Raw genomic sequence first — 13633 nt, 5'->3', positions numbered from 1 at the left:
ATCACCAAATAAAATGACCATAAAGAATATATGTTGTATTGGCGCCGGCTATGTTGGCGGCCCAACCATGACTGTAATTGCAAACAAAAATCCGGATGTTAAGGTAACCGTTGTAGATTTAAATCAAGCACGTATCGATGCCTGGAATGACTCTGATGTTAATAATATTCCTATCTATGAGCCCGGCCTGTCTCAGCTCGTAGAAAATGCAAGAAACAAAAATCTCTTTTTCAGTACCGATGTAGATAAAGCCATTGATGAAGCAGATATGATCTTTATCTCGGTTAATACTCCTACCAAAACCTATGGTAAAGGCCGCGGGATGGCAGCCGATTTAAAGTATATTGAATTATGTGCCCGCCAAATTGCCCGTGTAGCCACTTCCGATAAAATTGTAGTAGAGAAATCAACCTTGCCTGTTCGCACGGCACAAGCCTTAAAAGCAATCCTGGATCATACAGGCAATGGGGTGAAATTCCAAATCTTGTCTAATCCTGAGTTTTTAGCAGAAGGAACCGCCGTTCAGGATCTATTAAGTCCGGACCGCGTTTTAATCGGTGGTGAACAAAGCGAGGAAGGAAAAGAAGCCATTCAGGCTTTGGTTGATGTTTATGCACGTTGGGTACCCTTAGAAAGAATATTGACAACCAATGTCTGGTCATCAGAATTGTCCAAACTTACTGCCAATGCTTTCCTGGCACAGCGTGTTTCTTCCATCAATGCCATTTCCGAGCTTTGTGAAGTAACCGGTGCCGATGTTGATGAAGTCTCAAGGGCGATAGGAATGGATAGCCGTATCGGCCCTAAATTCTTGAAAGCTTCTGTTGGTTTTGGAGGTTCATGCTTTCAGAAAGACATTTTAAACCTGGTTTACATTGCAAAAACCTACGATTTAAATGAAGTAGCTGATTATTGGGAACAGGTTATCATTATGAACGACCATCAAAAAAGCCGATTTGCTGATAATATTGTAAGTACTTTATACAATACGGTTTCCGGTAAGAAAATAGCGTTTTTAGGTTGGGCATTTAAAAAAGATACCAACGATACGCGTGAGTCTGCTGCTATTTATGTAGCCGATTCTTTATTGCATGAGCAAGCAGAAATTACGGTATATGACCCGAAAGTTACAGCAGAACAAATCTATGCCGACTTAGATTATTTGAATTCACGCTCTCCGGAGGAAAACAGAAAGTATGTTAAAGTAGTTAACGATCCATACGAAGCCTGTAAATCTGCCCATGCTATTGCTGTGTTAACTGAATGGGATGAGTTTAAAACCTACGATTGGAAAAAAATTTACGACTCTGTCATTAAACCGGCTTTTGTATTTGATGGAAGAAGCATTTTAAATGCAGATCAATTATCAGCAATCGGTTTTAAATATACTGCAATAGGAAAATAATTATAAAACAATGAATATCCTGAATCTGATCGGGAGAGACAAAGAGCTCTTTCAACATGATATTAAAGAACATGAAGATGATTTAAAGAATAAAATATCAAATTCGCGTTTTCTGGTCATTGGTGGAGCAGGCTCAATCGGACAGGCTGTAACCAAAGAAATATTTAAAAGAAAACCCAAAAAGCTTCACGTAGTTGATATCAGCGAAAACAACATGGTTGAGCTGGTACGAGATATCCGAAGTTCTTTTGGATATATTGATGGTGATTTTCAAACTTTCGCCCTCGATATAGGATCGGTTGAATACGATGCTTTTATAGAGGCCGATGGCCGATACGATTATGTCCTTAATCTTTCTGCACTTAAACATGTAAGAAGCGAAAAAGATCCCTTTACCTTAATGCGCATGATAGAGGTAAATATCTTCAATACCGATAAAACCATACAGCAGTCAATAGATAAAGGCGTAAAGAAATACTTCTGTGTTTCTACTGATAAAGCTGCAAACCCCGTAAATATGATGGGGGCTTCCAAAAGAATCATGGAGATGTTTCTGATGCGGCGAAGCAAAGATATTACCATATCTACCGCCCGCTTTGCCAATGTTGCCTTCTCAGACGGATCTTTGCTCCATGGCTTTAATCAGCGTATTCAAAAACGCCAGCCCCTCGTTGCACCCAATGATATTAAACGCTATTTCGTTGTACCCAAAGAGTCGGGCGAGCTTTGCTTAATGTCTTGTATATTAGGCGAAAACAGAGATGTGTTTTTCCCTAAATTAAATGAAAACCTTCACTTAATCACCTTTGCTGATATCGCAATTAAGTACCTCAAAAACCTTGGTTACGAACCTTACCTGTGCACTGATGAAGAAGAGGCCCGGTCTTTAATGGCTACCTTACCGCAACAGGGAAAATGGCCTTGTTTATTTACAGCAAGTGATACAACAGGAGAAAAGGACTTCGAAGAGTTCTTTACAGATCAGGAAGTCCTAGATATGGATCGGTTTGAAAACTTGGGTATCATTAAAAATGAATTTAAACTTGAGGACGATAAGTTAAACTTATTCACCGAAAAGATTAATGAGTTGAAAGCAAACAGGTCTTGGACCAAGAAGGATATTATTGATTTGTTTTATTACATGATCCCTGGTTTCGGACATAAAGAAACCGGTAAATATTTAGATTCTAAGATGTAAGATGAAACACATTCAGGATATTATATCATTTATTCAAGATGCCTTTCAAACCCAGGAGTTCATCCCCTTACATGAACCACGTTTCAGGGGAAATGAAAAGAAATACCTGATAGATACGATCGATTCAACCTTTGTTTCCTCGGTAGGTGCCTATGTAGATCAGTTTGAAAACATGATGGAAAGCATCACCGGAACAAAAAAAGCTGTTGCTGTGGTCAATGGTACAGCAGCTATACAGGTTTCATTACGCCTGGCAGGTGTCAATGCAGGCGACGAGGTTATTACACAAGCCTTAACCTTCATTGCTACTGCAAACTCAATTGCTTACAATGGAGCCATCCCTGTTTTTGTAGATGTCGACCTGGATACTATGGGACTTTCTCCCAAAGCTCTTAATGATTTTTTAGAAGAACATGCCGAGCTTCGTGAAGATGGATGCTATAATAAAACAAGCGGAAGAAGAATAGCTGCTTGCCTACCCATGCATACTTTCGGCTTCCCCGTGCATTTAGATGAACTTCTTGAAGTTTGTAATCAATGGAATATTGTTCTGGTAGAAGATGCAGCTGAATCTTTGGGAAGCAAATACAAAGGAAAACATACGGGTAGCTTCGGTAAGTTTGGTACCTTTTCCTTTAATGGCAATAAAACGGTAACTTGTGGTGGCGGAGGAGCAATTGTTACGAACGATATAACTTTAGGTGAGAAAGGAAAGTATCTGACTACCACAGCAAAGAAACCACATCCCTATGAATTCTTTCATGATGAATTGGGATATAATTATCGGATGCCTAATTTAAATGCTGCCTTAGCTTGCGCTCAATTAGAGCAGTTAGACAGCATGTTGAAAAACAAGAGAGAACTAGCAGGCATGTATAACAAGTTCTTTAGCGAGAAGGGCATTCAATTTAGAACCGAACTGCCAAACACAGAAGCCAATTATTGGTTAATGTGTGTTGAGTTGAAAGATAAAAAAGAAAGGGAGCAATTTTTAAAGGAAATGAATTCCAATAAAGTAATGTCCCGGCCTATTTGGCAATTAATGTTTCGCTTGCCTATGTACGCTGCCTGTCAGCGTGATGAGCAAGTGAATGCACAGTTTTTAGAAGATCGAATTGTAAACATTCCAAGCAGTGTCAGATAAAATAGCAATCATAGGATATTCCGGACATGGTTTAGTAGTTGCAGAAACTGCTATATTCGCAGGGATACCTTTAAGTTATTATTGTGAAAAAAAGATTACGAATAGAAATCCTTTTCAATTAGCATACTTAGGATTTGAAGAATCTTCTGACTTTCGTGGCTGGCAAGAGAAATATCAATTCATCTTAGGAATTGGAGATAATAAAATCCGTAACCGGGCGGGTATTAACATACTCGATCATGGGAACGAATTAATAAATGTTATTCACCCAAGTGCTTCCATTTCAAAATCTATCACCATTGGAACCGGAAATTTTATTTCAAGGCAGGCCGTTGTAAATACATTGGCTGAAATCGGTAATTTTTGTATATTGAATAGCTCATGCATTGTTGAGCACGAATGCAAATTGGGAAACGGTGTTCACATAGCTCCAGGAGCTGTATTGAGTGGTAATGTTCATATAGGAAATAACAGCTTTATCGGCGCAAATGCCGTAGTTAAGCAAGGTGTGAGAATAGGTACAAATGTTATTATAGGGGCTGGTTCGGTTATTATTAAAGACATCGCCGATAATCAAACCATTGTCGGTAACCCAGGCAGGATCATATGACAGATAAAAAGGTAGTTATTATTGCAGAAGCAGGTGTTAATCATAATGGAAGCATAGAGAATGCTTTTAAACTGGTTGATGCTGCAGTTGAAGCTGGGGTAGATTACGTTAAATTCCAGACATTTAAAGCGAATAAACTCGTATCCACTCAAGCCAAAAAGGCCGATTATCAAATAGAAAATACAAAAAACAATACAGAATCTCAATTAGAGATGCTCCAAAAGCTTGAACTTTCTGAATCAGCTCACGAGCAATTAGTTAAATACTGTAATTCAAAGGGCATCAATTTCTTTTCAACAGCTTTTGATCTGGATTCATTAGACTACCTGTTTAGCTTAGGCATGAACATGGTGAAGATCCCTTCAGGTGAAATTACTAATCTCCCTTATTTAAGAAAAGCAGCTAAGCTCTTCAAGAAGATCATCATATCTACCGGTATGTCAACCTTAGTGGAGATCAGTGAAGCTTTAAACGTATTCCTGGATAGTGGAATCTTAAATGAAAACATTACCATTCTTCACTGCAATACCGAATACCCTACACCCATGAAGGATGTTAATTTAAAGGCGATGCTGCAAATTCAAGAAGAGTTTAAAACGCCCATTGGCTATTCCGATCATACTTTGGGTATTGAAGTACCCATTGCGGCAGTCGCTTTGGGAGCCGTCATGATTGAAAAGCACTTTACGCTTGATAAAAATATGGAAGGGCCTGACCATAAGGCTTCTCTTGAACCCAATGAATTAAAGGCCATGGTTTCAGCCATTAGAAACATCGAGGCCGCTATATCCGGAACCGGATTGAAAGAACCATCTGAGTCAGAAACTAAGAACATTGCCATAGCCAGAAAAAGTATTACTGCAAAAACAAGCATTGCCAAGGGAGATATTTTTTCTGAAGAGAACTTAACTGTGAAGCGACCAGGTACAGGTATTTCTCCCATGTTATGGGATCATATTATAGGACAAAAAGCTACACGTGATTTCTCCCCGGATGATTTAATAATTATAAATTAGATTTATGAGAGTCGCCGTATTAACAAGTTCAAGAGCAGATTTTGGTATTTATTTACCCTTATTAAATCGGCTTAAGGAAGATCCTTTTTTCGAACTGGAAATCATTGCTTTTGGAACTCATCTTTCTAAATTCCACGGGTATACGCTTGATCAGATTAAAGATTCGGGTTTTAATAGTATTCATAAAATAACTTCTTTGCTCACAAATGACGATGAAGTTTCGATAGCCACTTCTTTCGGTCTAACCGTATTGAAATTCGCAGACTTCTGGGATCAACACTCATACGACTGGGTTCTTTGTTTGGGAGATCGCTTTGAGATGGCTGCTGCCGTACAGGCAGGTATTCCTTTTGGTGTTCGTTTTGCACATATACATGGTGGCGAAACAACCCTGGGTGCCATAGACAATATTTATCGCCATCAGATTTCATTGGCGTCCCAATTGCATTTTCCTGCAACCGATGACTTTGCCAAACGCATCGAATCCCTCACAGGAAATGCAGCTAATATTGTTACAGCAGGTTCCTTATCCATTGACGAACTGGAAAGTATGGAAATCCCTTCCGAAACGGACTTTCGTGAAAAATATCAAATCCATGGCGATTTTGCCTTGTTAACCTTTCATCCCGAAACCGTTTCTCCCGAAAGCAATTATGAGAATGCTCGTGAGATGCTTAATGCCTTATTGCAGGTAGCAGAAAAAATACAGCTCGTTATTACCATGCCCAATGCCGATACCTTTGGTTCTGTATTTCGTAAAGTGTTGCTTGAGTTAAATGAAAAAAGACTTCAACAGGTAAAGCTGATAGAAAATTTTGGTAAATTAAACTATTTTGCGGCTATGCAATACTGTAAATTCCTATTGGGTAACACCTCCAGCGGAATCATTGAAGCAGCTTCCTTCGGGAAATATGTAATTAATGTAGGTAGCCGCCAAAAGGGAAGAGCCCAAAGTCAGAACATTATCAACTGTCCTTTTGAAAGCTTAAAGATTCAGGAAGCAGTACAAACGGTTATCAATCGACCGACCTACAGCGGTGAAAATATCTATAAGAAAGTCGGCACTGCAGATATCATTATAAAAACGTTAAAAAATTTCAAATGAGTGATTTCATTAAACATATAATTCCTCAAAATGAGTCGGTACGAGATGCACTAGGTAAATTAGATGCATTAGCTTCAGATGCCATCTTATTTGTTGTGGATAGTGAATTTCATTTAATAGGATCGCTGACCGATGGAGATTTGAGAAGAGGCTTTATTAAGGGGCTCGGATTTGATGATTCCCTGCTTCAGTTTATTCAAAAGAATCCCATTTATATAACCCGTACAAATTATACCTTGGAGGTATTAGAAAGCTATAAGGATAAGCATTTCAAAATCATTCCTATTGTCGACGAAGATAAAGTAATCATCGATGTCCTTAACTTCCGCATTCAAAAAACAATTATTCCTGCAGATGGAGTTTTAATGGCAGGCGGACAAGGAAAGAGGTTGAGGCCTTTAACAGAAAATACTCCAAAACCTTTATTGAAAGTAGGGGATAAACCAATTATTGAGTACAATATCGATCGTTTGGTTCAGTATGGAATCAAAAATATCAATTTAAGCATTAACTATTTAGGCGAGCAAATAGAAAGCTATTTCGGAAATGGAGAAAGGAATAATGCTAGAATAAGCTATGTTTGTGAAAGTAAACCCTTGGGTACCATTGGCTCAATCCATTTGGTTGATAACTTTGAGCACGATGATATCCTTGTTATGAACAGTGATTTGCTGACTAACATTGATTTCGCCGATTTTTATAGCACCTTTAAGAATTCAGGGGCTGATATGGCTGTAGCTGCAACCTCTTATCATGTTGATGTACCTTATGCCGTATTAGAAGTTGACGGCAAGAATTTAGCCACCTCATTAAAAGAAAAACCCCGCTATACCTATTATTCAAACGCCGGTATCTATTTCATTAAGAAATCTCTTTTAGAAATGATTCCTAAAGGTGAATTCTTTGATATAACCGAGTTGATGGAAACGTTGTTAGCTAAAGATATGAAACTAATAACCTATCCCATTACAGGATATTGGTTGGATATCGGTAAACATGAGGACTTTAAAAAGGCACAAGAAGACATTAAGCACATAAAATTTTAATCTATTGTTTTAAAAATAACCATCTATTTTAATGTTAGCAATAATTCCTGCAAGGTCTGGTTCAAAGGGCTTACCAAATAAAAATATAAAACCTTTATTAGGGAAGCCATTAATTAATTATGCAATTGAAGCAGCCTTAAAATGCCCTCAGATTACAGATGTTTTAGTTTCAACCGATAGTGAAGAAATAGCTAATGTTGCAAGAGCAGCTGGTGCCTGGGTTCCTGAATTAAGACCAGACAGCCTCGCCGGAGATAAATCATCATCGTTGGATGTTATCGTCTATACCTTAAATTATCTGAAAGAGCATTATTCAAAAGAATACGAGGCAATTGTTTTTTTACAACCAACAAGTCCATTAAGAGAGTCGGGAGATATTCAGTCAGCAATTAAACTTTATCAAGCGAAAGAAGCAGACTCCGTAATCAGCTATACAAAAGAAGCTCATCCTATTTTCTGGCATAAATTTATTGATGAGAATGGTACAATAAGCGATCTGTTTGACGGTAAAGATTTATTTAACAGACAAGAGTATCAATCAACCTATTTTCCCAACGGGTCTATTTATGTAGTTAAAACTAAATTAATTTTAGAGGAACGCAAGTTTTATACACCTAAAACCTATGCTTACATTATGCCTAAAAACAAATCGGTAGATATCGATGATATCGATGATTTCCAATATGCTGAGTACCTGTTAAAGACTAAAACCCACCCATAGAATGCTTAAGAAGCTTTTCTCACATACCGCAATATATGGGTTAGCTCCTCAGATCCCTCGAATCGTCAGTATTTTTACACTGCCAATCATAACGAAATATTTAACCGAAATTGATTTTGGTGTATATGGAGTCATTACCGCCATTGCCGGAGGTGTAGCTGTGTTAGGGAATTTAGGACTTAACGTCATACTTTCAAATAGCTTTTTTAAGAATCCAGGTCAGTATAAATGGGGGTGGAGGCAGATCTATGGTTTCCTGATGTTATGGAATTATCCTTTTGCGATACTGTTAGGCATCCTTTTATATTTCTTTATTCCGGTTGAAGCAAGTGAAAATGCTCTCTATATCATTCTGTTGAATGTATTGCCCGTTGTCTTCTTCGGACCAACTATGGTGCTGGGTAATATGTATTATCAATTAAAACAACAACCTACCCAAATAGCAATCCGTTCAGTAATCGCAGGTATTTTAGGTATTGTATTAAACGTATATTTTATTGCTGTATTAAGACTGGGCTATATGGGTTGGTTTTTGTCCGGGTGTATATCAACGATGCTTGTTCAGGCATCCTATTGGTGGCCGTTGAATAAAAAACTTGAAATTAAACCCATTTTCAATTTTAAATGGCGGTATATCCGTAATTCTTTAAAAATTGCACTTCCAACAGTTCCACATTATTATTCTTCCTATCTGTTAGATATATCCGATAGGGCAGTCATGAAAATTGTGGGAGTTAACACAGGAGATATTGGAAAGTATAATGCTGCCTATACCGTTGCCAATATTGTTCAAAAAGTTGGGGTTGCTGCAGGAAAGGCAGTTAGTCCCATGCTATACCAAACTTATAAGGATAATGATGAACACGCTGCCAGAAAATTGATCTTTATTTTGCAAATCATTTTTCTTTGCATGACTTTCATTTTGTCAATCTGGCTTAAAGAGATCTTCATGTTTCTAATTAAAAATGAAGAGCTGGCTCAAGTCTATCCATTAGGTATTATTATTATTATGGCTTACAATTATAGGCCCATGTATTTAGGAGCAAATAACAGGTTGTTTTATCATGAGAAAACAAAAGTTTTATTAAAAGTAACCTTTATTGCCGGATTCATGAATCTACTTTTGAATCTCGCTTTAATTAAATACTTTGGCTATCAGGTAGCAGCCTATACAACTTTTGCGGCGCTGATGTATATGGGTTATGCAGGCTATTTTCTGAAAGATTACAAAGAAACAGAAACTCTTAATTACTATCCGCTACTTTGGTTGTTTTTAACTATTTTGTTGACTGTAATAAGTTATTATTTTGTTGAGGTTAACTATATATACAAGATTGCAATAACAGTAGCATTATTACTATTAAGTGTTATTTTATTAAAAAGATATCGATAGGATGACAAGAAAAGAGGTGCTTTTACTATTGGCTTATTTAGAGAAAACATTTCCTGTTTGGGATTGGAGATATGGAGGTATGGAGATATGGCCGGTAATTAAAAGGGATATCTTCTTTATATTTTTTAATCAGAAAGAAAACAACCAGTCAACTGAATCTAAGTCAAGTAGCACACTCATCAGAATCTATAATATATGTAATTCTTTTTTGTATTTCCTGAAGGTCAAGTTCCGAAAGAAAGGAAAGGTTACTACGTTTTACTGCGGATCAGCTGGTCATCGAGTTGATTTCGAATCAAATTTTATTAACAGATATTTCTTCCCATCTATACAGAACTTAAATAAAACAGAGTATATTCAATATGAATATGGCCCTGTTCTTAAAAACAAGAACTATAAGAATGAAAAATCAATAATATATGCAAGTGAGCTGTATACAATCTTTAATCTATTTAGAAGGTTCAAGAACCAAGCAAATTTAAACCTTTTTAAGTGGGATGAAGTTCATTCTTGTATACTAAAACGCTCTGGTTTAGACCTAAATACCTATTATAAAAGACTACCTGTGAGATTAGAATCTTTAATGGTATATGTAGATATTTCATCTTTCCTGATTAAAAAGTATCAGCCAAAAGAAATAATAGGTTTATGTTATTACAATAATAGCATGTTTGCCATGCACTATATGGCCAATACAATGGGGATTGAAAATTTCGATGTTCAACATGGCGGACAAGGTAGTTTACATTCCATGTATACCTTCACTAATCTTCCTAATAGCGGCTCCAATATGATACCCAAAACCTTTTGGTGCTGGGATGAGGTATCCGCAAAACATATACAATCATGGTTAGGTTCCCAAAATTATCACCATGTGGAGGTTTATGGAAACCCCTGGGTCGAATTCCAGTTAAAGAAGTTTTCTAGTCAAGAGGATCTTTCAAACCAGAAAATCATCTTATACACCTTACAAGAAAAGGAACTGGAAGAATATATCTTAGAAGCAATTAAATTAACACCAAAAGAATTTGTCTGGTGGATCAGACTTCACCCCCGAATGTTAGATGCTCAGGCTATTATTGAAAGTCAATTGGAAAGCATTGGCTGTAAAGATAAAGTTGAGATATCAAAAGCAACTAATTATCCTCTTCCGGTTCTATTAGAAAAAAGCTATGTACATCTATCAAAATTTTCCGGTTCTATTATAGAAGCTGTACTTGTAAATACACCAAATATAATTATTGATGAGGTTGGTTTAGAGATCTATAAAGATTACGTAGATAATAAGGATGCTTCAGTAGTTTTAACAAAAAATACTGAAGATTTACTTGAAAGCATTCTAGCAATTGAAAATAATATTTAACTGTTGTATCAAGATAAAGCACAATATGTTTAAAAAAATACTTATTTATACATTAAAGAAACTAAACTTAAAGAGGTTAATTCTTGATCAAAATGAAATTGATAAAAGGGTAGTTATTGATCCTAGGTCAATAGTCAAGGGATGTAATATACGGGGTACTGTAAATATTGGTGAAAAGTGTAAGATCATGTACACCGATATAATTGGAGATGTTAAAATAGGCAAATATACTTCACTGTGGGGACCGAATATTTTTATACGATCTGCATTAAATACTGTTTCTATTGGTAATTTTTGCTCAATTGCAAGAAATGTAACAATTCAGGAATATAATCATGATTACAAAAGATTCAGTACTTATTTTATGGAGCAAAATTTTTTACAAAATGGAAGCTATAAAAATGAAGTCGTTTCAAAAGGAGCTATAACAATTGAACATGATGTTTGGATAGGAGTAAATTGTGCTATTTTGAGTGGTGCTCATATATCTACCGGTGCTATTATTGGAGCAGGGAGTACCGTTAGTGGTTATATTCCGCCCTATGCAATAGCCGTTGGCTCACCAGCCAAGGTAATTAAATACAGATTTGAAGAATCTGTTATCGAAGCCTTGCTGGATACTAAATGGTGGGAGTGGGAGGACGATAAATTAAAAGATAACCTGGATGTCTTAAATAATATAAAATACAATAATTGATCATTGTTTATATTTACCATTAGTTATTGATAATTATGTTCAAGAAATTATACCAAAATTTTAGACGACTATACGATAAGCAAATTGACGCAAAAGGTTTAGCCATATTCAGAATAGCCTTTGCGCTGGTTCTTCTTGCAGAAGTGATACAGCTTTACTATTTCAGGCATTTAACCTTTGATAAAATTCCTTATTTAGTTCCGGGCGAAATAGAAATGTGGCCGGTTCTTTTATTTTGGATGGGTGCTCTGATATTTGTAATCCTTGGCTTATTTACCAGAACAGCAGCCATTATAAATTACATTTTATCAGTTGCTGTTATTGGTACAACGACCACTTTTGAGTATCACATGTTCTATTCCTATCTGATCATCAACTTTTTGTTTATATTTCTACCAATATCCACAACATTTTCGCTGGATCGCTTAATTTTAAAACTGAAGTACTCCAATACACGTTTTCGATATATTCCGCCACAAACAGTCTCTGTATTGGCATATTACCTTCCTGTACTTTTGGGGATAGGTTTTTTTTACTTTGATTCTGTATTTTTTAAATTCACATCTCCTCTTTGGTTAAATGGTTTGGGCATGTGGTTGCCATCATCTCTTCCTCAAGCTATTTTGGTTGATATAAGTCCTTTACTCAATATTAAGGTGCTTGTTATTGCTTTAGGATATTTAACACTGGCTTTTGAAGCTATTTTTTTGTTTACGTTTTGGCGAAAGAAATGGCGAGTACCCATGCTTATTATCGGAATTGGACTTCATATAGGGATCTTAGTTTGTTTCCCAATTCCTTTTTTTGCCTTAGGAGTAATAGCCATTTACCTATTGATGATTCCTGTTAGTTTCTGGGAAAATATCTTTAACAGAAATAAGGAGCCCAAAAAGAAACTTCAATTTTACTATGATGGTGAATGCCCGTTATGTAACCGAACACGCATAATCATAAACCATTTTGATTCAGGTAATCGTATTGAGTTTTTGACCGTACAGGAAAATGCAAAGAAACATTCAGCTTTAGCCAATATACCGATGGATAAGCTCTTAGATGATATCCATTCTGTAAATAATAAAGGCAAAGTTTACGTTGGCCTTGACACCTATATTCAGGTTTTCAATGCTATTTGGTACTTCAAGCCCCTATCTTGGTTCTTGCGAATACCAGGAATATACCATTTGGGGAAAAGGATATATAAATACATCGCTACTAACCGCACCACAGAACGTTGTACTGAAGATAACTGTGGCTATGTATTGCCCGAAATACCCGCTGGCGATGCTCAATTTAAGATCTTAACAAACTATACTTTAAGAGATTTAAAAACACGAGGAGCTTTTATCGGTTTGATAATCTTAATTCTATTGCAAGCTATTGTTACTTATAACTCTACTCTTACCCAACAATTTAAGAAGAAAATCGGAGTCTCCAATACGAAAGTCGTTAGATTTAGTAACGATATAGCAAGAGAAATTGCTAAAAAATCAAGAGTGTTTTTTGGGATTACTCATCATGCTCTTTTTATGGATAATCATTTCAATGGGTATAATCATACCATTGCAGTGGTATATAAGGAAACAAATGGAAATGAGGTTTGGTTACCCATTTTTGATTCCGATGGAACACCGGGCAATTATTTATTTGGACCTAATTGGGCCAAATGGACTTTCAGAACCAATTCGCCTCTTATTAATCAGGATATATTAGCAAACAGCGTTCGTGATTTTACGGCTTTCTGGGCACATAAAAATGGTATTAACTTAGACAATGCTGAATTTTTAATAAAGGTCAAGAAAAACGAAGACCCCACGGAATGGGAGTATGACTTCTTGCATAAACAGCTGGCAAACCCTTGGTTAGACGGCGGAACTGTTCAGTGGAAGAACAAAGAATTTTCTTCAGATATTAAAAACATAGAAGAATTATAAAATA

12 protein-coding genes are annotated in these 13633 nt (G+C 36.4%); all 12 read left to right on the top strand.

Annotation, left to right across the window (positions count from 1 at the left end; genetic code table 11):
- The first annotated feature begins 13 nt into the window (after window positions 1-13).
- From VL047_RS06945 to VL047_RS06890, 12 genes are read left to right on the top strand one after another with little or no spacing between them, the layout of a single operon-like run.
- Window positions 14-1405, top strand: coding sequence for a UDP-glucose 6-dehydrogenase (locus VL047_RS06945; RefSeq protein ID WP_325359373.1), 1392 nt, complete (start codon window positions 14-16; stop codon window positions 1403-1405).
- 10 nt (window positions 1406-1415) lie between these two features.
- Window positions 1416-2603, top strand: a complete 1188-nt coding sequence (locus VL047_RS06940) for a UDP-N-acetylglucosamine 4,6-dehydratase (protein WP_325359372.1) — start codon at window positions 1416-1418, stop codon at window positions 2601-2603.
- A gap of 1 nt (window position 2604) precedes the next feature.
- Complete coding sequence (locus tag VL047_RS06935) at window positions 2605-3747, top strand: LegC family aminotransferase (RefSeq protein WP_325359371.1); 1143 nt, start codon at window positions 2605-2607, stop codon at window positions 3745-3747.
- A complete protein-coding gene (locus VL047_RS06930; protein ID WP_325359370.1) occupies window positions 3737-4357 on the top strand; it encodes an acetyltransferase in 621 nt (206 codons plus the stop codon). Before VL047_RS06935 ends, VL047_RS06930 begins: the two co-directional genes overlap by 11 nt.
- Window positions 4354-5373, top strand: a complete 1020-nt coding sequence (neuB, locus tag VL047_RS06925) for an N-acetylneuraminate synthase (RefSeq protein WP_325359369.1) — start codon at window positions 4354-4356, stop codon at window positions 5371-5373. The genes VL047_RS06930 and neuB overlap by 4 nt, the downstream gene beginning before the upstream one ends.
- Window positions 5374-5377: 4 nt before the next feature.
- A complete protein-coding gene (gene neuC, locus VL047_RS06920) occupies window positions 5378-6478 on the top strand; it encodes a UDP-N-acetylglucosamine 2-epimerase (RefSeq protein WP_325359368.1) in 1101 nt (366 codons plus the stop codon).
- Window positions 6475-7524, top strand: a complete 1050-nt coding sequence (locus VL047_RS06915) for a nucleotidyltransferase family protein (protein ID WP_325359367.1) — start codon at window positions 6475-6477, stop codon at window positions 7522-7524. The genes neuC and VL047_RS06915 overlap by 4 nt, the downstream gene beginning before the upstream one ends.
- Window positions 7525-7555: 31 nt before the next feature.
- A complete protein-coding gene (locus VL047_RS06910) occupies window positions 7556-8245 on the top strand; it encodes an acylneuraminate cytidylyltransferase family protein (RefSeq protein WP_325359366.1) in 690 nt (229 codons plus the stop codon).
- Window position 8246: 1 nt separating this feature from the next.
- Window positions 8247-9638 carry a lipopolysaccharide biosynthesis protein gene (locus VL047_RS06905; protein ID WP_325359365.1) on the top strand — a complete coding sequence of 464 codons (1392 nt, stop codon included), beginning with the start codon at window positions 8247-8249 and terminating at the stop codon, window positions 9636-9638.
- 1 nt (window position 9639) lies between these two features.
- On the top strand, window positions 9640-11001 hold the full coding sequence (locus tag VL047_RS06900) for a hypothetical protein (protein WP_325359364.1): 1362 nt from the start codon (window positions 9640-9642) through the stop codon (window positions 10999-11001).
- Between the two features lie 25 nt (window positions 11002-11026).
- A complete protein-coding gene (locus tag VL047_RS06895; protein ID WP_325359363.1) occupies window positions 11027-11698 on the top strand; it encodes a CatB-related O-acetyltransferase in 672 nt (223 codons plus the stop codon).
- Window positions 11699-11733: 35 nt separating this feature from the next.
- Window positions 11734-13629 (top strand): DCC1-like thiol-disulfide oxidoreductase family protein, encoded by a 1896-nt coding sequence (locus tag VL047_RS06890; RefSeq protein WP_325359362.1) that lies wholly within the window; start codon window positions 11734-11736, stop codon window positions 13627-13629.
- Window positions 13630-13633: the final 4 nt, after the last annotated feature.

This window comes from Albibacterium sp. (genome assembly GCF_035514885.1).
GTDB lineage: Bacteria > Bacteroidota > Bacteroidia > Sphingobacteriales > Sphingobacteriaceae > Albibacterium.
This window is presented reverse-complemented; position numbering and strand designations above follow the sequence as displayed.